Origin of the sequence: Rhodopirellula islandica (assembly GCF_001027925.1) — a bacterium.
Classification (GTDB): domain Bacteria; phylum Planctomycetota; class Planctomycetia; order Pirellulales; family Pirellulaceae; genus Rhodopirellula; species Rhodopirellula islandica.
Window position 1 is genome coordinate 18,195 of sequence record NZ_LECT01000019.1, and the last position, 23,555, is coordinate 41,749.

Annotated in this window: 19 protein-coding genes; 13 read left to right on the forward strand and 6 right to left on the reverse strand. The window is 57.2% G+C overall.

Annotation, left to right across the window (positions count from 1 at the left end):
* The first annotated feature begins 129 nt into the window (after positions 1-129).
* The 6 genes from gcvT (at position 130) to RISK_RS10400 (ending at position 6,614) form a co-directional block, all read left to right on the forward strand.
* Positions 130-1,296, forward strand: a complete 1,167-nt coding sequence (gene gcvT, locus RISK_RS10375) for a glycine cleavage system aminomethyltransferase GcvT (RefSeq protein ID WP_047814229.1) — start codon at positions 130-132, stop codon at positions 1,294-1,296.
* Between the two features lie 118 nt (positions 1,297-1,414).
* Positions 1,415-1,813, forward strand: a complete 399-nt coding sequence (gene gcvH / locus RISK_RS10380) for a glycine cleavage system protein GcvH (protein ID WP_047814230.1) — start codon at positions 1,415-1,417, stop codon at positions 1,811-1,813.
* A gap of 4 nt (positions 1,814-1,817) precedes the next feature.
* Positions 1,818-3,221, forward strand: coding sequence for an aminomethyl-transferring glycine dehydrogenase subunit GcvPA (gene gcvPA, locus RISK_RS10385; protein ID WP_047814231.1), 1,404 nt, complete (start codon positions 1,818-1,820; stop codon positions 3,219-3,221).
* A gap of 33 nt (positions 3,222-3,254) precedes the next feature.
* Positions 3,255-4,757, forward strand: coding sequence for an aminomethyl-transferring glycine dehydrogenase subunit GcvPB (gcvPB, locus tag RISK_RS10390; protein ID WP_047814232.1), 1,503 nt, complete (start codon positions 3,255-3,257; stop codon positions 4,755-4,757).
* The gene (locus RISK_RS10395; RefSeq protein WP_047814282.1) at positions 4,754-5,581 is read left to right on the forward strand and encodes a lipoate--protein ligase family protein; all 828 of its coding nucleotides are present in this window, start codon (positions 4,754-4,756) and stop codon (positions 5,579-5,581) included. The genes gcvPB and RISK_RS10395 overlap by 4 nt, the downstream gene beginning before the upstream one ends.
* Positions 5,582-5,672: 91 nt before the next feature.
* Positions 5,673-6,614 carry a hypothetical protein gene (locus tag RISK_RS10400; protein WP_083434897.1) on the forward strand — a complete coding sequence of 314 codons (942 nt, stop codon included), beginning with the start codon at positions 5,673-5,675 and terminating at the stop codon, positions 6,612-6,614.
* Between the two features lie 369 nt (positions 6,615-6,983).
* Here the strand turns inward: RISK_RS10400 and thiD are convergent, their stop codons facing one another.
* The 3 genes from thiD to RISK_RS10415 all read right to left on the reverse strand — a co-directional run bounded on the left by thiD (position 6,984) and on the right by RISK_RS10415 (position 9,933).
* Positions 6,984-7,772, reverse strand: coding sequence for a bifunctional hydroxymethylpyrimidine kinase/phosphomethylpyrimidine kinase (gene thiD, locus RISK_RS10405; protein WP_047814233.1), 789 nt, complete (start codon positions 7,770-7,772; stop codon positions 6,984-6,986).
* A 7-nt stretch (positions 7,773-7,779) separates the two neighbouring features.
* On the reverse strand, positions 7,780-9,237 hold the full coding sequence (locus tag RISK_RS10410) for a sigma-54-dependent transcriptional regulator (RefSeq protein WP_047814234.1): 1,458 nt from the start codon (positions 9,235-9,237) through the stop codon (positions 7,780-7,782).
* Positions 9,238-9,363: 126 nt separating this feature from the next.
* Complete coding sequence (locus tag RISK_RS10415; protein WP_047814235.1) at positions 9,364-9,933, reverse strand: carbon storage regulator; 570 nt, start codon at positions 9,931-9,933, stop codon at positions 9,364-9,366.
* 286 nt (positions 9,934-10,219) lie between these two features.
* Here RISK_RS10415 and RISK_RS10420 point away from each other — a divergent pair, with 286 nt between their 5' ends.
* The 3 genes from RISK_RS10420 to RISK_RS10435 all read left to right on the forward strand — a co-directional run bounded on the left by RISK_RS10420 (position 10,220) and on the right by RISK_RS10435 (position 14,127).
* Positions 10,220-11,146, forward strand: a complete 927-nt coding sequence (locus RISK_RS10420) for a hypothetical protein (protein WP_047814236.1) — start codon at positions 10,220-10,222, stop codon at positions 11,144-11,146.
* Between the two features lie 112 nt (positions 11,147-11,258).
* Complete coding sequence (locus RISK_RS10425; protein ID WP_236696195.1) at positions 11,259-12,104, forward strand: lysophospholipid acyltransferase family protein; 846 nt, start codon at positions 11,259-11,261, stop codon at positions 12,102-12,104.
* Between the two features lie 733 nt (positions 12,105-12,837).
* Positions 12,838-14,127 (forward strand): 6-phosphofructokinase, encoded by a 1,290-nt coding sequence (locus RISK_RS10435; RefSeq protein ID WP_173442646.1) that lies wholly within the window; start codon positions 12,838-12,840, stop codon positions 14,125-14,127.
* Positions 14,128-14,299: 172 nt separating this feature from the next.
* Here the strand turns inward: RISK_RS10435 and mutM are convergent, their stop codons facing one another.
* On the reverse strand, positions 14,300-15,196 hold the full coding sequence (mutM, locus tag RISK_RS10440) for a bifunctional DNA-formamidopyrimidine glycosylase/DNA-(apurinic or apyrimidinic site) lyase (RefSeq protein ID WP_047814239.1): 897 nt from the start codon (positions 15,194-15,196) through the stop codon (positions 14,300-14,302).
* 169 nt (positions 15,197-15,365) lie between these two features.
* On the opposite strand from mutM, the gene RISK_RS10445 reads away from it, so the two are divergent.
* Positions 15,366-16,652, forward strand: coding sequence for an acyltransferase family protein (locus tag RISK_RS10445; protein WP_047814240.1), 1,287 nt, complete (start codon positions 15,366-15,368; stop codon positions 16,650-16,652).
* Between the two features lie 7 nt (positions 16,653-16,659).
* Here the strand turns inward: RISK_RS10445 and RISK_RS10450 are convergent, their stop codons facing one another.
* Positions 16,660-17,847, reverse strand: coding sequence for an aminotransferase class V-fold PLP-dependent enzyme (locus RISK_RS10450; protein WP_047814241.1), 1,188 nt, complete (start codon positions 17,845-17,847; stop codon positions 16,660-16,662).
* Positions 17,848-18,009: 162 nt separating this feature from the next.
* Here RISK_RS10450 and RISK_RS10455 point away from each other — a divergent pair, with 162 nt between their 5' ends.
* Together RISK_RS10455 and RISK_RS10465 are read left to right on the forward strand one after the other, a co-directional pair.
* Positions 18,010-18,948, forward strand: coding sequence for an alpha/beta hydrolase (locus RISK_RS10455; RefSeq protein ID WP_047814242.1), 939 nt, complete (start codon positions 18,010-18,012; stop codon positions 18,946-18,948).
* A gap of 658 nt (positions 18,949-19,606) precedes the next feature.
* Entirely contained in the window at positions 19,607-21,136 is a 1,530-nt protein-coding gene (locus tag RISK_RS10465; RefSeq protein WP_053061135.1) for a sulfatase family protein, read from the forward strand.
* 263 nt (positions 21,137-21,399) lie between these two features.
* On the opposite strand, the gene RISK_RS10470 is transcribed toward RISK_RS10465, so the two are convergent.
* The gene (locus RISK_RS10470) at positions 21,400-22,785 is read right to left on the reverse strand and encodes a PhoPQ-activated pathogenicity-related family protein (RefSeq protein ID WP_236696196.1); all 1,386 of its coding nucleotides are present in this window, start codon (positions 22,783-22,785) and stop codon (positions 21,400-21,402) included.
* 255 nt (positions 22,786-23,040) lie between these two features.
* On the opposite strand from RISK_RS10470, the gene RISK_RS10475 reads away from it, so the two are divergent.
* Positions 23,041-23,475 (forward strand): secondary thiamine-phosphate synthase enzyme YjbQ, encoded by a 435-nt coding sequence (locus RISK_RS10475; RefSeq protein WP_047814286.1) that lies wholly within the window; start codon positions 23,041-23,043, stop codon positions 23,473-23,475.
* The last annotated feature ends 80 nt before the right edge of the window (positions 23,476-23,555 follow it).

Sequence of the window (23,555 nt, forward strand, 5' to 3'; positions counted from 1 at the left end):
ACCAACATTGATCTTTTTCATCCGAGTGTTTCGTCCTTGTCCAGGGTTCCGGCTGGCTGGTGTTGTGCCAGTTGAGAGGGGACCCTCCCGATGAGGTTCGTTTTTGCCTGCGTTGTCGAGCGTTTTTATATGACAACTTCATCCACCAACGATCCTGTGGAAAATCCTTCCACCCCAGCGGACTGTCTGCAAACACCGTTGGACGCGTGGCACCGCGAGGCGGGGGCCAAGATGGTTCCCTTCGCCGGCTACTCGATGCCGATTCAGTACGAGGGCATCGTCGCGGAACACCAAGCGTGTCGAAATTCGGCCGCTCTGTTTGATGTGTCGCACATGGGCCGCCTGCGTTTCGACGGTGATCATGCGGCTGAGTTTCTCGACCACATGCTGACTCGCCGAGTGACCGACATGGTGCCTGGCCAGGTTCGCTACGGCATGGTCTGCAACGCAGAAGGCGGCGTGCTGGACGATGTGTTGGTTTCGTTCTTGCAAACCCCATCGGAACGACGTTTTCACCTGTTGGTTGTCAACGCATCCAACCGGGAAAAGATCCTGAAGTGGTTCGAGCCTCACCTGGCCGACTTTCCCACCGTGACGATGTCGGATCGGACGGAGTTGACCGCGATGATCGCGGTTCAGGGACCGATGGCGATCGAAGTTTGCAAGAAACTGTTCACGATCGATCCCTCTCGCCTAAAAAATTACAGCGCGTTCATCACCGACCAATTCGCAAAGCCTGTCATCGTCAGTCGGACCGGGTACACCGGTGAGGACGGTTTGGAATTGATCGTCCGCGCGGAAGAAGCCCAACGGGTTTGGGAAAACGTCTTGCTCGCCGGTCGTGAAGCTGGTTTCAAACCCGCTGGTTTGGGCGCTCGCGACACGCTGCGAATGGAAGCCGGGATGCCACTCTACGGGCATGAACTGGACGAAACGATTGATCCGATCACCGCTGGTTTGAAGTTTGGTTGCAACCTGAAAGACCGGCACTTCATCGGCGATCAAGCTTTGCAGGCCGTTGTCGATCAAGGCCGGACGCGTTGCCGAATTGGATTGCTGCCGACTGGAAAACGTCCTGCCCGAGAAGGCTGTGCCGTGCTGACAGCGGATGGCGAAACGATCGGGAAAGTCACCAGCGGTGGTCCATCACCCACATTGGGTGTTCCGATCGCGATGGCGACGATTGATGCCAAGCACGCGAAAGACGCGAGCTTCCAAATCGACATTCGTGGCAAGACCACCGAAGCGTTGCCGACCAAATTGCCGTTTTACAAACGTCCGGTCGCTGCATCCTGATTTCCGTGGTGCGTTGTTTGACGAATGCCAAGGCAACCTAGCGTTGGCAATCGTTGGCCGTATCATTCATTGATTCACTTTTTCCTTTCATTTTTCATTGATTCGTTAGGAGCCTCTGATGGCACGAGACCCTTCGACCCTGCGTTATGCCGAGACCCATGAGTGGGTGGACGTCCAAGAAGAAGGCGGCGACAAGTTCGCAACGATCGGTATCTCAGCGTTCGCCGTCGAGCAACTCAACGACTTGGTCTACATGGACCTCCCCGAAGTCGGACGAGAACTTGAAATTGGCGAAGAATTCGGTGAAGTCGAATCCGTCAAAGCGGTTAGCCCTCTGTACAGCCCGGTGGCTGGTGAAGTCGTCGCAGTTCACTCCGATCTGCCTGACAACTTGGACAACTTGAACGACGACGCGTTCGACTTTGGATGGATTCTAAAAGTGAAATTGTCAGCGGATCTGCCTGATTCGTTGATGGACTTTGCCGCTTATCAAAAACAGTGCTCCGAAGCAGGTTGATCGAATGAGTTATCTCTTTCACACCGACGAAGACCGCCGTGAAATGTTGAAATCGATTGGTGCTGAAAGCATCGATGAGATCATCAACGATCAGGTGCCCGAAGCGGTTCGTTTGAAACGTCCCTTGAATTTGCCGCCCGCATGCAACGAGTTGGCGCTGACCGCCGAGATGACGCGGTTGGCAGCACGCAACGCTTCGGCTGATTCGCACGTGTGCTTCTTGGGTGGCGGTGCGTACGACCACTTCATCCCTGCCGCCGTGGATGAAATTGCGTCGCGAGGGGAGTACTACACCTCTTACACGCCGTACCAAGCCGAAGTCAGCCAAGGCAATTTGCAGGTGATGTTTGAGTACGAAACCTTGGTCACGCAGTTGACTGGGTTGGGTGTCAGCAACGCCAGTCTGTACGACGGTGGGTCCGCTGCGACGGAAGCGGTCTTGATGGCTTTGTCGATGCAACGCGGCCGCAACAAGGTCATCACGACCGATGTGGTTCATCCACAGTACCGTGACATCCTGGTGGCTTACCTCAAGAACATCGACGCTGAGTTGGTGGTGGTTCCGTCGGATGAGAATGGGCACTCCAAGCCCATGATCGATGCGATCGATGACAAAACCGCTTGCGTGCTGATCCAGCATCCGAACTTTGTCGGTCAACTCGAATCGGTTTCCGAGATCGCTGCCGCGGCCAAAGAAGCCGGGGCACTGACGATTCAAGTGTTCGATCCGGTTAGCCTCGGTCGACTGAAGCGTCCCGGTGACATGGGCGTCGACATTGCCATCGCCGAAGGACAAAGCTTGGGCAACCCGCTGGCCTACGGCGGCCCTTACCTGGGCATCATGGCGTGCCGAGATGAGTTGGTGCGTCGCTTGCCTGGCCGGATTGCGGGACAAACGACTGACCGTCGTGGGAAACGCTGCTGGGTGTTGACGCTGCAGACTCGCGAGCAACACATTCGCCGCGAAAAAGCGACCAGCAACATTTGCAGCAACCAAACGCTGTTGGCCTTGCGAGCGACCGTGCACCTGTCGTTGCTCGGCCCAGAAGGTTTGAAAGAGACTGCGGATCACTGCATCGCGAAAACGGCTTATGCCAAAGAAGTGATCGCGAAATCGGAACGATTTGAAGTGGTCGGCGAAGGTCCCTCGCTGAAAGAGTTTGTCGTGCGAGATCTCGGTGCGGACGTGGCTGGATTGTTGGCTCATGCCCGTGAACAAGGTTTGTTGGCAGGGATCGACATGACGCCGATGTGCGTCGGTGGTTCGGAAGCCTCGGAGCCCGCGGTTGCTTTGCCGTCGCGATACGAGCAGTGTTTCTTGGTCGCGGTGACCGAAAAACGTTCGCGAGTGGAGATTGATCGTTGGGCCAATGTGCTCTGCGAAGCTCCCTCGATGGCCACGGTTTGATTCTACGAAGTTCTCTCTTTTATTCACGCAACCATGCGAAACCAACAATCGACTCAGCTTCTGTTTGAACTCAGCCGTGCTGGACGACGAGCTCACCGACTTGGTGATTTGGACGTGCCTTCGGTGAATGTGGACGATTTGTTCACAGCAGAATCGCTCGCCGAAACGCCTCCCCCGCTTCCCGAGTTGGCCGAAGGCGACGTGGTGCGTCACTTCGTTTGTTTGTCGACGCTGAACATGAGCGTCGACACGCACTTTTACCCGTTGGGTTCGTGCACGATGAAGTACAACCCGAAACGCAACGAACGCATCGCGTCGTTGCCAGGGTTCCTGAACGTGCACCCACTGCAACATGAGTCGGGCCTGCAAGGGTTGCTGGAGTTGTTGTACGAACTGCAGGGCATGTTCGCTGAGATCAGCGGTTTGCCAGGCGTGTCGATGCAGCCTGCTGCAGGGGCGCATGGTGAGTTGGCGGCATTGTTGGTCGCGGCGGCTTACTTCCGTGAACAGGGCAGCGACCGAAGCGTGGTTTTGACCGCCGACTCGGCTCACGGGACCAACCCCGCCAGCGCTCAGATGGCCGGTTTCAAAACCAAGACGGTCAAGAGCAACGCGAATGGTTTGGTGGACCTGGAAGATCTCAAAGCCAAGCTCGATGACAAGACCGCCGTGTTCATGCTGACCAATCCGAACACGCTGGGATTGTTTGATAGCCAGATCGAAGAGATCAACCAACTGGTTCACGATGCCGGAGCGTTGATCTACTTGGACGGTGCCAACATGAACGCGATCTTGGGCATCACTCGGCCAGGTGACTTCGGCGCGGATTTGATGCATTACAACCCACACAAGACTTTCTCCGGACCTCACGGCGGTGGCGGTCCTGGTGCAGGCCCGATTTGCGTTCGTGACTTCTTGGCCAAGTATTTGCCGGGGCCGATCGTGACTCGCGTCGAAAACGAAAATGCGACGAGTGACGACGATCGTTACACCTATCATCTGACATCGCCTTCCGGTGATTCGATCGGACGTGTGCGTAGCTTCTTTGGCAACACCGGCGTGTTGGTGCGGGCGTACATCTACCTGCGGACTTACGGTGGGGATGGCTTGCGGCATGTCAGCGAAGACGCTGTTCTTGGTGCCAACTACTTGCTCAGCAAGGTCAAGCATTTCCTCGACGTGCCGCATGGCAATCGTTGCATGCACGAGTTCGTTGCCTCGGCTTCCCGGTTGAAAAAAGAAAAGCATCTGTCCGCGATGGACATCGCCAAGCGGATTTTGGACTACGGATTCCACGCTCCCACGGTGTACTTCCCGTTGGTGGTGGATGAAGCCGTGATGGTGGAGCCAACTGAAACGGAAAGCAAGCAAACGCTGGATGCGTTCGTGGAGGCTCTCTTCCGGATCACGGAAGAAGGCGAAGAGTTGATTCATGATGCTCCCCACTCGACGCGAATCAGTCGTCCCGATGATGTGACGGCAGCTCGGCGTCCGGTTTTGAAATGGACCGATGCGGCGGGCGAATCGGCGACGTGAGTGGCGTTCCCTCCGTTCGTGGGCGATTGATCGAGCTGGCGCAGCACGATGCGGCTGCGAACATGGCGATCGATGAAGCGTTGTTGAACAGCGTTGCCATGGGAGCACCACCGACGCTGCGATTTTACGGGTGGAAACGGCCGACGTTGTCGCTCGGGTACTTTCAACCGCTGGCCGAGGCAAAGGCTTGGGCGGAGCGAACCGGCATCGCTCTGGGAGCGGACGGCGACGTGGATCTGGTTCGCCGGTCCACGGGTGGTGGTGCCATTCTGCATCATGCTGAGCTGACGCTGTCGTTGACCTTGCCGATGAACGTGTCGGACACCGGAGCTCGGGAAGCAACGTATCGCAACGTGCACGAAGCGATCGCGGACGAGCTCAAACTCTTGGGTGTCGACGCGAAACCGTTTCGAACCTTGGGGACGAGCGCGGTTTCGCGATCGGAAGCCGATGCGGCAGTGCCTGCGAAGGCGAGCAAAGGAGATGAGCCATTTCTCTGCTTCCAACGTCGCACCGACGAGGATTTGATCGTCAGTGGCTACAAGGTGCTTGGCAGTGCACAACGCAGAACCAAGGGCGCGTTGCTGCAGCACGGCAGTTTGCTATGGAGTGTTTCGCGTCACGCGGATGTCTTGCCGGGGATGCAGCAGTTGGCTGGCCGGCAGTTGAACCTCGAAGCATTCATTCGCGGTTTGAAGCGGCGTTTGGAGACGATCTTTGGAATCGATTGGCAGTCCGGATCGCTGGAGTCGACGGAGCTGGAAGCTGCCGAACAAATTGTGACGCAGCGATACGGCAATCCGGACTGGACTGCGAAAAGATAGCAGTGGGGGAGCGTCCCTTCGCACAGCGGGGGCGGAGATCGTTACACTGCAGGAATCCCTTTCTGCAAATGCTCCGCATCGAAGGCATCTCATGGCGATTCAATTCAATTGTTCTTCGTGCAACGCTGTGTTGCGTGTGGGTGACGAATCGGCAGGCAAGTCGGCGCGTTGTCCCACGTGTCAAAGCATCCAGCCCATTCCCGGACCGTCGGCTCCCACACCCAGCGATGATCCGTTTGGTGCTTTCAAATCGGAATTCAACGAACCGCCTGCCGCATCGCCGTCCAATCCCTACGCATCGCCGGTGACGTCCCACACCTCCACCAGCGTCGCGGCGGGTGGTTATCAGCCGACAGCGACTGATTTCGGAGAGATTTTCTCGCACACGTGGCAGGCCTTCAAACGCAATGTGGGCGTCTTGGTGGGGGCAACTGTGGTGGTTGGTGCGGTCTCCTTCCTTTTCAACATCATCACGTCCATCTTGGATTCGGCTGCGGACAACAACAATCGCATGGAGTTCGTGGTGTTGTCGCTGGTGGTGAGCTTGTTGGGAAGTTGCGTCAACACCTTCATTGGGATTGGGATGGCGCGAATTTGCTTGGCCACCGCCCGTTTTCAGCCTGCTGAACTTGGCACGCTGTTCAGTGGAGGGGACAAGTTTTTGGCGGTGGTGGGGGGCACGATTCTGTACATGATGGGAGCGATGTTTGGCATGCTGTTGTTGATCCTTCCTGGTCTGATCTTCATGCTTCTGCTGTGGCCCTACTACTACTTCATTGTCGATCGCCAGTGTGGCGTGTTTGAATCCTTTTCGAAGGCGTTTGAGGTTGGCAAATTGAACTGGGTGACCTCATTGGTCCTTGGGATTGCCACCATTGTGATTTTCATTGCCGGTGCGTTGGCGTTGTTGGTTGGGCTCTTGTTTGCTGCCCCCTTCATCGGTGTGATGTTCGCCACGACGTACCTGATGATGAAAGGGGAGCACCCTGGGCAGCCAGGGATCTCGCAACCCGGTGCACCTCAGGCGTTTTAGCTGGACAGGTGCTCGTCGTGATTGGAACGGCGGGCGTCATGAAACTCCATTCAACGGATTCAAACGCATGAGCATTCCTTGCTGCCTCGCCCTGTTGGTGTGCACGCTATCGGGTTCGGTTCGTCTTCGGTAATTGTGGGCTATCGCTGGGCTCTCCCCCAGCAAAGCTGAGGGAGAGGTGACTTGTCGATGCGAGACAGAAACTTGCGCACACCAGAAACACTGCAACCCCAAAGATTGAACAGCCCAGGCTAGCGCCCGTCGGCTGATCGCTCAATCCGCGAAATGCACTCGATCAACAGCCTGTAGCCTGGGACAACGTCCCAGGAACGGTGCAAGCATCCGTCCCGCCCCTTGCCCGATCTGGGATCAGTTGATCGGCGTGAGGAGCCCCAGCGGCGAGATGCCTGCGCCGAGTTGGGGGGCATTGCGAATCGCGTTGTGGACAAACGATCGAGCGGTTTGCACGGCGTTGTGCAAGTCCTCGCCTTGAGCGAGGCGTGCCGTGATGGCTGCGGACAACACGCACCCGCTGCCGTGGGTGCGATTGGATTCCAGTCGCGGTGAACGCAGCAATTGAACACCGCTGGCATCGGCCAAGCAGTCGACTGATTCGTCGCTCAAGTGAGCTTTGACCAAGACCGCGCGCGGTCCCAATGCAAGCAGTTTTGCGGCGACGTTGACAAGGTCCTCTTCGCTGCGGACCGTGTGGCCCACCAAGCGTTCGGCCTCAAAGGAATTGGGGGTCACGAGATCCGCCAGCGGAAACAGCCTTTCGATCAGCTTGTCGACCGCATCGTCGTCGATGATGGCATGACCATGTTTGCTGATCATCACGGGATCGATGACCACAGGGCTGGAGGCGGAGTCCAGGCAATCCGCGACTGCCTCGATCATTTCGGCGTTGCCCAGTGCGCCTGTTTTGATGGCAGCCAAAGGCAGATCGCTGGAGACACTGGCCCATTGTGTCCTGGCAAAATCAGTGGGAACCATCTGAATGCCTTGGACTCCCAGCGTGTTCTGTGCTGTGAGCAGTGTCACCACGCTGCAACCGTACACGCCCAGCGTGTGGAACGTCTTCAAGTCGGCTTGCAATCCCGCCCCGCCAGACGGATCCGAGCCAGCGATCGTGAGTGCAACTGGAGCGGCAGAGGGCATGGGGGGATCAATGGTTGGCGTATTGGAGACGCGGGTCGTCGAGGCCCAGGCGTTTCATTTTTTTGTAGAGCGTTGTTCGATTGATTTCAAGCTCGTCCGCGGTGGCAGCTCGGTTCCAGTTGTGGCGTCGAAGCGAATGGAGAATGATCTCCCGCTCAGGACCTTCAAGCGCTTCTCGCAGACTGCAGCCATCGAGAATGGCTGGGTTGAAGGAGGAGGGGCCGCTCGACGCGGTCACACCCGGCGAATGCCCGACGCTGCCGATGGAGGCATGTTGGTTGGCGGAGGTTCCGAGCACGTCGGGTGGCAAGTCATCCTTGGTGAGGACGCGATCGGTGGCGAGCAAAACGGCTCGCTCAACCACGTTTTCAAGTTGGCGAACGTTGCCGGGCCAAGCATAGGATTGCAGGGTCTTCATCGCTTCGCGGTCAAAACCATCGACCTCTCGGCCAGCAGTTTCAGCGGCTTCGCGCAGGAAGTGGTCGACCAGCAGAGGAACGTCGCCCGGTCGCTCTCGAAGCGACGGCAAGACGATGTTCACGACGTTGATTCGGTAGTACAAATCTTGACGGAACGAGCCATCAGCGACGGCTTGATCCAGGTTTTCGTTGGTTGCCAAGATGACGCGTGTGTCGACGCTGCGTGTCTCCATGCCACCGAGTGGTTCGAACTGGAGTTCTTGGAGAACGCGAAGCAATTTGACCTGCATGGCTGGTGTTGCCGTTGCGATCTCGTCGAGGAACAACGTTCCGCCGTCGGCGAGTTCAAACTTGCCTCGGCGGTCGGTGTTGGCGCCGGTGTAGGCGCCCGCAACGTGACCGAACAATTCGCTTTCGAGCAAGGTGTCAGGCAACGCACCGCAAGCGACTTCGATGAAGGGGCCACTGCGTCGGTTGCAGCGGTTGTGAATGGCACGGGCGATCATGCTTTTCCCCGTGCCGTTTTCGCCCGTGATCAAAATCGATGCCTTGGCATCCGCGACACTGTCGATGACATCGAAGATTTTCATCATTCGGTAGTCATGGCTGAGGATGTTTTCGAGTCCACTGCGTTGATCGAGTTGTCGACGCAGAGTTTCGTTCTCCGCCTCAATCTGGCGTTGGTTCATGGCGCGATCGATGGCGAGCAACAATTCGTCATCGATGACCGGTTTGGTCAGCAAGTCCACTGCCCCAGCGCGGACGGCTTCCACCGCAGTGTTGGGAGTCGCGTAGCCGGTCATCACCAGAACCGGAGTTTCGCAGTGGTGGCGTTTGATGTCCTTCACCAACGTCATTCCATCGTCACCGCCCAATCGTAAGTCGGTGATCACCAATTCGAACGCGTGTTGTTTGAGTTGTTGGCGTGCGTGTTCGAGCGTGCCAGCCAGATGGATTTCGAAACCTTCATCGGCTAGCCATTCACCCAGCGAGGTTGCCAAGTGATGGTCGTCGTCGACAAGCAGGATCGAAGCAGCGGGCATCATGGTGCGATTCCGAAGCAGGGTGTTTCGTGAGGATTACTCCATTTCCTAGGTCACGTTTGACGATGAGGCAAAAAAGAACACGTGTTGCTTTCGGGCTGCATGGGGGGCGTTTGCCCCGGTTCGATTTCAGGGGGCGGTGAAATAACCGGCCAAAGGACTGCGTTTGAGCGACCCTTCGCCTGTCCGACGACTGACCTTGCCACTGTAGACACGGAGTTCTGAGTCAGGGGACTTTTGTGAAACCGTGTCGGTTGCATCGATTGCAGCGGTCATGCGGTTCGCGGTGTTTTCCGAAGGCAACATGTGCCCAACTCGGTTGGAGGAACCCTTTCCTGCCAGTGAGGATGGGGGGGGCGTCCGTTCGACGGCCGATGGTTGCGGACGCTTGGCGATCGAGGCGGGGGACTGAGCTGGTTTCTTTGCAGCGGCGGGGCGGTAGGTGGCTTCGATATCTTCGGTCGTTTTGAGCAGTGCCTGGGTGGCTTCGTCGTTCAGGTCCAAGTCGACCACCAGTTGAGTGTCGGTTGTCTCGGTGGCTTCGCTTTCTTTCGGTTCCAGTTCGCCTCGCAGGACACGAATGTCGCGAGGTGCCGAGATGCCAAGCCGGACTTGGTTGTTCCGGACTTTAATGACGGTGATCTTGATGTTGTCGCCGATCACGATTTGTTCGTCGATTTTTCGAGTGAGAACCAACATGGCAGTTTCCTTTGCCCCAGAAGAGAGTCGTTTATGAAGAGCGGATCGTTGCGACCCGCGGTTGTGATGGGGGAGTAATGCAACGGGGATGCCAAACGGGACCGTGAATCGAGATTCTTTTCCGTAAGTCTCTGTGTGGTGGTGGTTTACATTCTGTGAGACGGTTTTGGGTTTCGGGTGAGTGCAAGATTGGGCAGTAGGTGTTACAAGCGGAGGTCAAGAATTACAAACCGGTCTGGACGCCCCCCGCTGCGGTCGACTATTCCCTGTTCTAGGCACGAATTCGATGCCCAAAATGAATTGGATGGGTCCCGCGATGCTTTCTATTTCCGCCCGTATTGGTCAATTGCCGACTTTCGTTCGGCCTCGGTTGCCGCTTGCGCGGAAATCGAAGTCCTCGGTCAGCGGGATCGCGTGGGTGTTCGGCGGTTTGCTGGTGCCTGTCCTTGGGATGCTGCTGACCAGCGGACAAGCCATGGCCCAGGATTTCCGTTTGGCCAGTCGTCTCGGTGAAAAGTCCGAGCAGGCTGGTTCGCCGAACTTCACCCTCACCACCAAGATCTATTTCGCGGGTGAGCGAAATCCGAACTCGGTCCACCAGAACATCTTCCATGACGGTGTGATCTACAGCGTGTCGGAATCGGATCCTCGGTTTCTGACGGTGTTTGATCTGAACCAGTCAGTGATTGTTTTGTTGGATCAGCAAACCAAGACGCGTTGCTCCGTTTCGATGGACGTGTTGACTCAGTTGACTGCTCGTGCGGACGCGACGGTCACGGATCCAAAGCGTCGGGAACGACTGGGGATGAATGCCAGGGTGAGATCGCTCGGCAACCATCGCTATCAGATGACGTACCCGGGTGTTCGCTATGAAGTGGAGGGTGTTGTGCCTCCGTCGCCTGCCATGGCAGTTGCCAATGCTCAGTTGGTTGATTGGGCCTGCCGTCTGAACATCGCTCGCCCTCGCGGTTTGCCACCGTTTGGTCGGATGCGATTGAACGATGAACTGTGGAAGCAATCGCTGATTGGCGTGAAAACAAACTTGACGATTGACCGGAATGGCGCTGATGGCGAACCGGTCATGAAAGCAAACCTGAACATTGAATCGACTTGGTCCGAGGGCATTGATGACGCTGCCCAGCGTCAGATTGATCAGGCCATGGGCCACCGAGTCGTTTACAAACAAGTGAACTGGAACGAGTTCGCTGACTGAGTTGCCAGCGCTGTGATCGCTTCGGCAATGTTTGCCATCGAAGGGAAGTCCTTCCGTGGTGGCGTTTCCTTTGGTTGTCCTACGTCGTTGTCTGTTTTTTCCTACTCCCTCGATGAAAGTCCCACCACTCGTGAATCCAGTGATCGGAGCAGGCATCGCTGTGACGTTCAGGTTGTTTCGACTCACGTTTCGAATACGTGTTCGCAATGACCAACGTGAACGCTTGGTGCAGCGAACCGGCAAGCAGTACGCGCTTGCGATTCTGCATGCTCATCAGTTAGCTGCCTTGTCATTGTCCGCGCCCAAAGTGGGGGCGATGGTGTCTCGTTCCCGTGACGGGGATTTGTTGATGCCGTTGCTTCGAGGCAACGGATGTGTGCCGATTCGTGGCAGCAGCGGAGTGGGAGAAAAGGGGGGCGCCACGGCGCTGACCAAGATGATCCGCCACGTGAAGGATGGCAATCCAAGCGTGATCGCGGTCGATGGGCCGCGCGGGCCTCGTGGGGTCGTGCAAAAAGGGATTGCGATGGTGGCGATCAAAGCCGACGTGCCGATCGTCCCCGTGGTGCTGATTCCCCGGCGACGTTGGATCATGCCCAAAGCATGGGATCGAATGCAGATTCTGTTGCCGTTCACTCGGGTGGACGCGTTGTTTGGCGACCCGATCTTTCCGGCTCCTGGGCAGTCCATCGACGACCTGAGAGAGAAGGTGGCAGAATCCTTGCGAGTCATGGAGCATCGCATGGATCCCGAAGAAGCAGCACGTTGTGAGCGCCTGTGCAGCAAGAAAGCTGGCTCGCGCCGCGGCAAGAATCGACCCGTTCCACCGACCTCGGAATCGTCGGCTGGCGAAACAGGGGACTCAGTGGGGGGGAAGGCCGAGGCGATCGTTCCAACAGAGACGCTTCGGGACGCTGAAAATCTCGCTTCCGACACGAGCAAACGAGCCGCGGCCTAGCAGGGAACGGATCGCTTCGGGCCGGTTGGGGTTACCCGCGGGATCCGATGCTGAACCCTCGCTTCGCTTCGGTTGACCCTCCCAAAAGGGAGGCCTGGCGAATCGGTGGTAAGCGGTCCAATCAAGGTGGTCGCATTTTGCTCGTGTTTCACAGGGGCTCGCGTTCGCGAGTGAGGCCACGAAGTGGTCACAGACGGTAGCCGGTGGTCGAGCAAAGCGAAAACCACCGGACAGCGACAAAAGATCGCGGCGTCGGCCCCGAAGGGAGTCGCAGAAAGCTCGGCCGTCAAAGTCTTCGACCCCTTCGGGGTCAACCGTGTGATCGGGGGGCATCCCGGCGGTGTTCGCTTCGCTCGACCGCCGGCTACCCTCTGCATTCCCTCCGGGAAAGAAGGCGCGCCGTCGCAATCCCCACCATCCCACCTGTTTCCAGCCCAACGCTGCGATCACCGGTGGAGAATGTCACAGCCCCCAGGGCGTCTGTTTCACGCCTTCAGAGACACGACCAAAGCGATGGGGCAAAGCTTTCCTATCCCTCCCAAATGCACACCGATTCGTCAGGCCACCAAAAGGGAAGGTGATGATCAGCGTCAGGCGAAACGAACCTTGAAATCGGCACACGACCTGTCGGATTGGCAGGCGTCTTGGCGAAACGGAGTGGATGCTTAGAATCTGGGCTCTCGATCGCAACGCGATTGTCTTCGGAAATTCCTCTTCACCAGGCAGTGTCATCGTGGCTGAGCTCGCTCATCACAATTTGGATATCAAACGCGTCGCGATCTTGTTCGCTGGCGGACCCGCTCCCGCCGCCAACGCGGTCATCAGTACCGCTGCGTTTTCGTTCCTGGAAGAAGGTGCTCAGGTCTTCGGCATCAAGCACGGTTACAGCCGTTTGGCGGAGTACACCGCGGCGGGGCCGTTGCAAGAAGGCACCGATTACATGCGGTTCACGCACGATTCGCTGACCCACGCTCGCAGCAGCCGTGGGATCATGATCGGAACGGCTCGGACCAACCCCGGCAAACACGTCAGCAGCCCCGAGCATCTGAAAGATCCCGAGTTGGTCGCGCCGCTTCGCCGCGTGTATGAAGGCCTGTGTTCGTTGGAAGTCGACGCGTTGATCTCGATCGGCGGCGACGACACACTGAAAACCGCGAACAAACTCAAAATGTTCCAAGACAACCTGCCCGGCGAGGCACGTCGTTTCCCGGTGGTTCATCTGCCCAAAACGATCGACAACGATTACTCAGGCATTGATTTCACGTTTGGATTCTTCACCGCCGTGGAAACCTTGGCCGAAGAAATCCGTAACTTGAACTACGACGCGGCGGCTGGTCGTGCGTACTTCTTGTGCGAAGCGATGGGCCGCAGTGCCGGTTGGCTGGCGTACGGTGCCGCGATTGCCGGTGAAGCCAGCATGGTGCTCAGCGTGGAAGACATCATCGGAGCACTGGCGGAAGAAGAAGTCGTCAATCAAGAGACTGGCGAGACTCGCAAGATCATGGCGATGGATCGTGTGATCGATCGGATGGTCGACATGATGCTGGCTCGCGAACGGGAAGGCCGCCAATACGGCACGATCGTGATCGCGGAAGGCATGGCGGAGTACCTACCCGCGAAGTATCTCGAAGGCGTCACTCGCGATGATCACGGTCACATCAACATCTCGTTGGTGAACCTTTCAGCGCTGATGTCCCGCTTGTTGGCCGCTCGCTACAACGAACGCACCGGTCGGACTCGCAAGGTGAACGGATTGCAAATGGGATACGAATCTCGTTGTGCACCACCACACGCTTACGATGTCATGTTGGGATCGCAACTCGGCGTCGGTGCCTACCGAGCGCTCGTGGAAGAGAAACTCAACGGCGTGATGGTTTCCGTTTCCGGCCAATTTGATTTGCACTTTGTGCCGTTTGAAGAATTGGTTGACCCGCAAACGCTGGTCACCAAGGTTCGCTTCATCGAGCAGAACTCGGATTTCCATCGCTTGGCACGGTTCCTGGAAACCTGCATCGACAATTGATCGATGCCTGACCAGAGGGCTCACGGGCGGTTCATTTCGTGAGCCGCTTAGGATTCGCCTCAGTTCCAACGCCACTGAACCGGGGCCAACGCCCAAACGGCTCACATGAAGAGTCGAACCGACCAACCGACAGCCTGCTTGCGGGTTTTCGGGTTCAAATGACTTACGGAGGTCAGTCTCGACAGTTGTCTGGCATGGAAACGCTGGGGTGCCGACCGCTTTTGCGTTGGCATCCCGGGCAAAAAAACGTTGCCCGTTGAGCTTGGACGATTCGCCGGATCACCCCGCCCTCGCATCGCGGGCACCCCAGGTGTTCGCGATCGTAGACCCGGTGCATGTTTTGATAGTTGCCGGGGTCGTTCAGGGCATTGCGATACGTCCCGTCGCTCAGCGTGCTGCCTTCGTGGTTGATCGCGTCTTGCAGCACCAACGTGATTGCAGGATGGATGCGTTCCCACTGTGGTTTTGTCAGTCGGTCGCAACGTGTGCGGGGATCCACGCCGGCTAAGAACAGGATTTCGGCCGCGTACAGGTTGCCAATCCCGGCGACGGCGGATTGATCCAGCAAGGCCACTTTGATGGGGCGACGTGAGGCCGCCAAGTTCTGACGCAATTCCTCTGCGGTGATGCGCATGGCGTCCGGTCCCAGACGCGAATCGACTTTTTCAAGGTAGTCCTGTTCGCTCATCCAGCGGATCGTCCCCAGCCCGCGACGGTCCCAGAGCAGCAATTCCGTGGGAGCGTCCGCGGATGGAATCGATGGCGGGCGAAACTGGATCCGCAGTCGCAAGTGGTCTGGATCCGGTGGGTCGGCCAGCAGCACCAGGCCTGTCATCCGAGGTTCGATGACGAGTCGCGACCGATTGTCGAAGCACAGCATCACTCGTTTGCCGCGACGCTCGATTGCCTGAACCGGGCGGCCTCGCAGTTGTCGGTGAATGCTGGCGATCGAGGGTTCGATCGTCATCGGTCGGCAGTGACACGGCGGAACTTCAACCCGCTCAATCTCGCGCCCGATGATTGGGGCGATCCCGCGGCACATCGTTTCGACTTCCGGCAACTCCGGCATGAGGGTTCCTGTTGAAGAGGATTGGAGGGAGTTTGTTTTGAGTGCCTGCGTCAGTTCGCTTGAGTTCGGCTGCCGTTGGTTGGTGATTGAGTTTCACGGCAAGTTGCACGGGCGGGTTTCGAGCTGACTCGTCTGGCGTTCGCGAACGAGAATTCGTTATTGAAAGGACATGCGTGCGACTCATCTTCGTCTGAATCAAGCGGATTCTGCCGAATCGGCTCCCAAGAATACCAACCTGCTCGGCCTGGATGCCGTGCGGGCGTGGGCGGCCATTGGCGTTGTGGTGCTGCATGCCTGTGTGCCTTATTCCAATCCGGACGTCCCAGGACTGACTTGGGCGACCACCGATACCCCGCATTCGGGGCTCACGGCGCTGATGTGGGCGATCGAGATTGTCATCATGCCGATCTTCTTGGTGATGGCTGGGTTCTTGGCTGTACGCAGCATGGCCTCGCGAGGTCCACTGGCGACGTTGAAATCCAGGACACGACGATTGGGTTGGCCCTTCGTTTTGGCGGTTGTGTTTTTGATCCCCGTCGACCTCTACGCATGGTTGTTGGGCTGGTTGGCGGATGGTGTGATCACGCCCCGTCAAATGCGATCGTTGAAATTCTCCGAAGGGCAAGACCAGCACCTTTGGGGGCTGTCTCATCTGTGGTTCTTGCAGTACCTGATTCTTTACATCGCCGTTTTGGCGGGTGCCTGGAAGTGGCTGCAACAGACGGATCCGAAGCGTGTTTTTCGGATCGGCATGCCGCTGGTGATCGCGGTGGGTGTGGCTGTGCTTTGTGTTCGTCCCGAAGTCGTTTGGGGATTCCAACACGCGTTCTTGCCGGTGCCTTCCAAGTGGCTGTACAGCGGGTGCGCCTTTGCGATGGGAGTGTTGATTGCACACGCTGATCCTGACATGCAAGGTCTGACTCGGTTCGCCGGTCGAGCTTGGTGTCCCAGTGCGATGGTTTGCGTCGCTGCCACGATGCTTGGGATCTGGGTGCTGGAACAGCCAACGGTCAGTGACACCGAGCAAGCCTCCGCTTTCCCGGTTGTGATCAGTTCCTCGACTTGGTTGTGCCTCGCATTGTTGACCGTTGCGGGTGCCACGGGGGTTGCGTTTTCATTGATTGGATTGGCGTGCCGATGGGTGAAGCGACTGGACCCGATCACTCAGCAATTGGCGACGGCTTCTTTCGCGATCTACTTGTTGCATCATCCCGTGCTGGTGCTCGTTCACATCGCGGTCAAGCATGGGCTGCCGTCGGCGTCGCCGTTGTTGAAGATGTCGTTGGCGACCCTCATCGCAGTTTGTGTCCCGCTCGGCATGCACTTTGTGCTTCGTCGCGTGAAGGCTCGGCGTCAGTCCAAGCAGATCGAACGAAGCGACCAGGACGGTCCTTCGATTCTGGCGATGCCCACGACCTCCGACGCGTCGCAATCCGAGCAACGATTGGCCGGGTAGCGGGCCTCTACGAGAGTTTGGCCACCGCATCGGCGAGACGTTCGTATTGTTCCAGCGTGTTGTAGGCTTGCGCCGAGATCCGCAGGCAGACATTGGCTGCATCAAACCGGAACACGGGCAGTTCAAAGCGATGGTCAGCTCGCAGAGAATTTCGGACTGCTTGGACTTGAGCGGGCGAGTGATTCGTCCAAGCTGGAATCGGAATCGTCGCGAGACTTCCAAGCATGGATTCAGGGGCTGGCTCGGCAAGGTTGAGTTTCTCCAAGAGCACGCGTCGGCCCGCCACCACCAGTTCATGGTTGTGTTTCATTAGTCCCGCCAACCGGTTGGGGGCGTCCGTTGGATACAAACTTGCGAGAAAGTCGATCGCGGTGGGGAGGGCCAGCAACGGTGACGGGTCAAAGGTTCCGGGCCAATTGAATTGGCTTTGGAATTGGCTTGGCCCGTAGCCTTCCGTGTTCGCGCCGTGGCTGATGATGGGAGGCAGCACTTCGTCTTGGAAGTCTTCTTGGACGGAGAGGAATCCAGACACCTTCGGACCACACCACCACTTGTGATGATTGGCGGTGTAGTAGTCGGGTTGCAGTTGGTCGAGGTTCAGCGGCAGCATTCCAGGGGCGTGAGCCCCATCGACCATCACGCGAATGTTGTTGGAGTGAGCCAGTTCGATCAGCTCGGCAACTGGCAGGACGATCCCGGTGGGGCTGGTCACATGATCGATCAACATCCAGGCGGTCTGGGGGGTGATGCTTTGCTCGATCGCCTGCACCACTTCTTTGGGATGGCGAATGGGGAACGGAATGTTCGCGGTGACCACCGACGCGCCGGCGGAATCAGCGGCTTGGCTGACCGCGTTGATGCAGGCGTTGTACCCATGGTTGGTCACCAGGATCTCATCGCCGGATTGCAATGGCCACGAACGCACGACGGCGTTGACTCCTTCGGTGGCATTGCGAACAAACGCGATGTCATGGGGAGTCGCGTGAATCTCTTGGGCAACCGTTTGGCGAACGACGTCGAGTTTGGGCAGCAGCGACCTTTCCGGTGCTAGGAACTCAATTGGGTCTTCTTCCAAGAGGTTTTGCCAATGCCGTTGGTTTTCGAGCACGCAGCGCGGTGTGGCGCCGAAGGACCCGTGGTTGAGGAATTCCAGGTCGGGCCGAATCAACCATGGTTCGTATTGTGTGTCGTTCAACGAAGGGCCTGTTGGTTGGAAGGGGCGATTGGAGTGCGTTGTCGAGTGGCGAAATGGATCGGGTGGTGGAACACCAAGTGAACTCGGGACGCGGGTAGAATGATTTTCCGCTGATGTCGGCAATGAGCCTCATCCACCTCGATCTCCGTCAGGAACGCGAAAATGAAACGCATTCAAAGTTCATGGTTGCTCATTGTCGTGTGTTCACTGATGTTGCAGAAGGCGGGTTTTGCCGAGGAAAAAGACTCCCACGAGGTGCATCGTGTCTCGGTGTTCCGTGACTTGGTGTATGCGGAGGTTCCCGGCGAGGAGGGAGATCGCCCGCTTCAGTTGGACTTGTTTGTTCCGGCGACGTCAGAGGCTCCGCCGCTTGTCGTTTGGATTCACGGCGGTGGGTGGCGGAATGGTTCGCGACGCAATCCGAAGCTGATGCAGGTGACCGAGAACGGGTACGCACTGGCCAGCCTGAGTTACCGCTTCTCGAAAGAGGCCATTTTCCCGGCTCAGGTTCACGATTGCAAAGCGGCGATTCGATGGTTGCGAGCCAATTCGAAACGCTATGGCTACAACGCGGACTGGATCGCGGTCGCGGGAAGTTCCGCTGGCGGGCACCTGGCGTTGTTGCTGGGCACGTCCGGCGATGTGGCTGAGTTGGAAGGTGAAGTGGGCGGAAACCTCGAGCAGTCCTCTCGCGTGCAGGCCGTCATCGATTATTTCGGCCCGTCTGATTTTGTTCTGCGTGGGAAGACTCAACCCGAGCGAGCGTACACTGATCTCTCCGGCAGCTACGCGTTGCTGGGCGGCAAAGACGGGAAGGTTGCCGAGTCGATGGAGCGACTGGCCAGCCCGGCGACCCACGTGTCCTCCGACGACCCACCGCTATTGATCTTTCACGGAACAGCAGACAAGACGGTGCTGTTGGATCAAAGCGAACGGATGGTTGAGTTGTACGAGGCCCTCGGTCTCGAAGTGGAGCTGATTCAGCACGAGGGTGCCGGCCACGGCGGCAAGCGATTCTTTGAGGGGGATTCACTTCGTCGAGTGCTTGCCTTTTTGAATGCTCAACGTCCGAGTCGCGACGAGAATATTGCCTCTGAATGATCACCTGCATAAGGTTTCGGATTGAAGCAACCGTGTGATGAATTTTGATGACGTGACTAAGTGCAGAACGACGGTGTCTGATGCACTGTATTGAACTTATTCAATCGTGGGGAAACGTTATGAATTGCTCTTGGAGTTTTTTGCTCTGCGTCTTGGTTTCTTGGCTTGGCCTCTGTGGGCAGCTCGCGGGCGACGAGCCAATCTCGGAAGATCTTGTTCAGAATGAAAAGCGGGTCGAAAAAGCGAAGGGGATTCTCCAAGATTTTTTACTCGACGTGTCGGCTTTGGAAAAAGATGCCTTCGTTTGCGTGGGCTTGGCGAGAAACTTTGGCAGGACATCAGCCGATGCGAGATTTGATGGCAATTTCCCATTCGTCGTGTTTCGCGCACGAGACTTCGGTCGTGCAAAGAAAGAGAAGTTTTGGTCACAGTCTTCAGAGAGTTTGGATCCACGTACGCCTCTTGGTGGATTGCTCACGACGAGCTGCCGGCTGACGTCTACTTAAAAGAAGGGCTTCTATCGCAAGTGGCGCCGATGCGAGAAAAGTATGAGACTTGGATCGAGAAAGCGAGTGAGGTTGAGCCTATGATGGTCGACTGATTTCGTTGTTTGAGCCGGTGAGATAGGCGGACGCAGTTGCTTCTTGGGAGAACAGGCATGTCGTTGAGACTGGGCGGGTTGTTGTGTGGCATCGTGATGATGGTCGGTGGCACGGTGCTGGGGCAAAGTGTCTCTGGCGACGAGCCCGATCGTCCCAATGTCATCTTGGTGATGGCGGACGACTTGGGGTACGCGCAGACGGGATACTTTGAACACCCCTTGCTGAAGACACCTGAACTGGATCGCTTGGCAGCGGGTGGTTTGCGTCTGGATCGGTTCTACGCGGCCTCCGCAGTTTGCTCGCCAACCCGAGCGAGCGTGCTGACGGGGCGTTCGCCCGAGCGGACCGGTGTGCCTTCGCATGGTCACGCACTGCGACATCAGGAACGATCCATCGCAACTGCGATTCGGAAGGCGGGCTATGTCACCGGGCACTTTGGAAAGTGGCATCTCAATGGTCTTCGCGGACCGGGAGTTCCGATCCTAGGCGAGGATCGCTTTCATCCCGGTCGGTTTGGGTTTGATGTGTGGTTGTCGGTGACCAACTTCTTTGATCGCAACCCCTTGATGAGTCGGCGTGGCAAGTTTGAAGCCTTCGAAGGCGACTCGTCCGAAGTGATCGTGGAAGAAGCGTTGGATTTCGCGTCTCGATCGGCGCGGTCTCAGCAACCGTTTTTCGCGGTGGTTTGGTATGGCACCCCGCACAGTCCGTTTGTGGCATCCGATGAAGACATGCAAGCATTGGTCGATGCGGGCAAGGACGAAGATGAAAAGGCAAGGTTGCAGCAGATCATCGATGGCATGGATGAAGACTCTCGCAATCACTATGGCGAATTGGTGGCCATGGATCGGAGTTTGGGAACTCTGAGAGCAGGTTTGGAACGGTTGCGTGTGCTGGACAACACGTTGATTTGGTTCTGCAGTGACAACGGTGGTTTGCCAGGCATCGAACCATCGACAACGGCTCCGCTGCGAGGTCACAAGTCACAGCTCTACGAGGGTGGGCTGCGCGTGCCGTGTGTGTTGCACTGGCCCGATCAGATTCAGGCTGGACGCGTCAGTCGGGTTCCAGCTTGTGCGACCGATATTGCGCCGACGCTGGTGGATTTGCTGGGATTGCCCGGTGACTCACTGACCACGCCTGTCGATGGAATCAGTTTGCTGCCAGTGATTCAGGGCGATGGCGAGACCGCCATGGTTCGTCGCGAAAAGCCGATCGGGTTTCGGTTTCGTGGCAAGTCAGCCGTGGTCGACAACCAGTGGAAGCTGATTCGCGAAACGCGAAAGCAGAAGGGGAAATCGGTGGTCAGCGAACAGTTGTATCAACTGGACGACGATGTCAGCGAAAGCAAAGACGTGACCGGAGACTACCCAGAAATTGCGTCGCGATTGAGCGAGTGGTTGGCGGAATGGAACGCGTCGGTCGATGACAGCGTGGCGGGGTTGGACTATCCCGAGCAACGTGTCGACCCGGACCATCCGGAATCGAAGTACTGGTCCAGCGATTCGCGATACGAAGCGTTCTTCGAAGAGTGGCGTGGACGCCCAGAGTATCAATCGTTCTTGAAGACTCGTTTGGCAAAGTGAGCTAGTGGTCCGTCAAAGTTAAAAGTTAGGGTTGATCGTAGTGGGCGAGGCCACGAGTCCTTGGATTTTACGCCAGTTCAGGACTCGTGGCCTCGTCCACTACCCTAAAAACAAGTCCTGACAGACCACTAGCAACGCGTGAACAACAAGTGACGATGTTAGCGGTGTGGCGCAAGCCGCCCGGTGAGGAACCGGAGGGCTCGCGCCCTTCCGCTACGTCACTTGTTGTTCACGTGGTGCTTAACTGCGTGACAAGCGAAGACTCACTCCACCACGTAAATCTGCGAGGTCAATGACAGCGGGAAGGTGCCGCCCGTTTCGTACTGTGCCTCCATGAAGGCTGCCTCGGCCCCGGAGCTTGGCGAATTGACTTGCGCACTCCAGATCCCATTCTCATCCGTCTTCAAGGGCGTCGACTTCCAATGCGAGGATCGGAGGTCACGTGTGGGCGAGGTCGTGGTCCAAACCATCACCTTGGTCGGGGTTTGATCACTCGTCGCAATGATTTTCACCCCCTCAGGCGTCGGTTCCGAACGCGTCTTCCAATCCGGCATGACGTTGTCTTGGCAGACCGATCGATGCAGCGCCGAAACGCCCCCCACCATTCTTGAGATGTCATTCAACCCGTGCCCATTGTTCGGAATGTTCAGCAGCCACTTGGAACCGGGCAGATCGTCGAAGTAATGCTGCGCTGAATCGGCAGGCCAATAGGGATCATTGCTTCCCAGCAACACGAGCTTCGGCATCTCCAAGGCCGCCCGGTGCTCATAGGGATCCACCAGTTGCATCAACGTTTTCCCGCTTGGCGTGGACATCATTTCCTGAAGACCACGCTGCGTGTAGTCCTTGATCTGAGGCGAGTAGGCTCCCCAAGCTTCGATCTGGTGTTTCATTTGCACATTCAGATTCAACATGTCGATGACCATCGGGGCGATCGCCTTGACGCGCGGGTCCGTCGCACCCACCAAGTAAGTCGTCCATCCACGTTTGCTCGCTCCGGTCACCGTGAATCCATCCAGCGATAAACCCCATTCCTCCTTGGTTGCTCCGACGACCGCGTCCATGGCCGCCGAAGCGGAACGCGCCATCACCGGCAACAACGGCCACTCGGGATCTTTCGTTTCGAAAAACTTTTGAAAGGTGAGCGAAATCAAAGCGTCTTCCTTCAGCCCATCAAACATCGGTTGAAAGGGAACCTGTTTCAGGATCGCAACCGGTGTCTTCACCTCCATCGCCAAACTCGCCAGCACAACCGCCTCGCGAGGCACTTTGACTTCCATCGGACCATCTGATCCCCACTCGGATTTCCAAGACCCACCGCTGATCAGCATCAACGCGTTGGATTCATTCGGATCCACCTCCGGCGGATTCAAAATGTACAGTTCGTGTTGCCAAGGAACTCCTTGCCACGCTTGGGAGACCAGATGCACCACGACGTAGTCGCACCCACCGAAGTTCCCACGATCACGGATCTCCCAGCGAAAATGCTCGTCTCGACTCAACACCATCTCAGCCAAACGCTGGGTTGCTTCGGCGCTGGAGACATCTGTTTCCAACGGCCGAAGGTCCTCCGCGCGAAGATTCGAAACGGTCACCGAAAAGGTCCCCAGCAACAGCAATAAACCGGACGTCCATCTTTTTCCAAACACGGGGCGAGACTCAAACAGTTCAAGGATTCCATGCGAACCGGCCATCGCGATGGCTGGCGCTGCATGGTGAAGTTGGTTGCAAAGACACGTCCACGCGAAAGCAACGAATCGCGTTCCGGACCATCATCTCATAAAATCATCGGTGAAACATGAATGTCATTCGGAACCCGCAACCATTTCGCGAACGTCGTGTCGCGAATTGAGTTCGCCTTCCTCAGAAACCTTTGCCCCTCGAACGATGCCCGGAGTCCAACGTTGAAGTCATTGACCAAAGAACTGTGGATGGAAATCCCCAACCGTCGCGGAATTGTTTCGATCCACCGGGAAGTCGACCAACTGGTTCGAGAGAGCGGCATCCAAGAAGGCATGGTGTTGGTCAACGCCATGCACATCACCGCCAGCGTCTTCATCAACGACAATGAATCCGGATTGCACGCTGACTATGAACGTTGGCTTGAGGAACTGGTTCCATTCAACGCCGGCACGGAGCCGGCCTCGGGCGGCTACCTGCACAATCGAACGGGCGAAGACAACGCCGACGCACACCACAAGCGCCAGATCATGGGACGCGAGGTTGTCGTGGCAATCACCGAAGGCGAGCTTCACCTCGGGCCTTGGGAGCACATCTTCTACTACGAGTTTGATGGGCGACGTCGAAAGCGAATCCTCGTCAAAATCATCGGTGAGTAACCGTTTGGTCGCCACTCCCGATCGGGAACGCAAAAAGCAGCGACTGATCTCGCGCACAAAAAAACCACGCAACGTGAGTT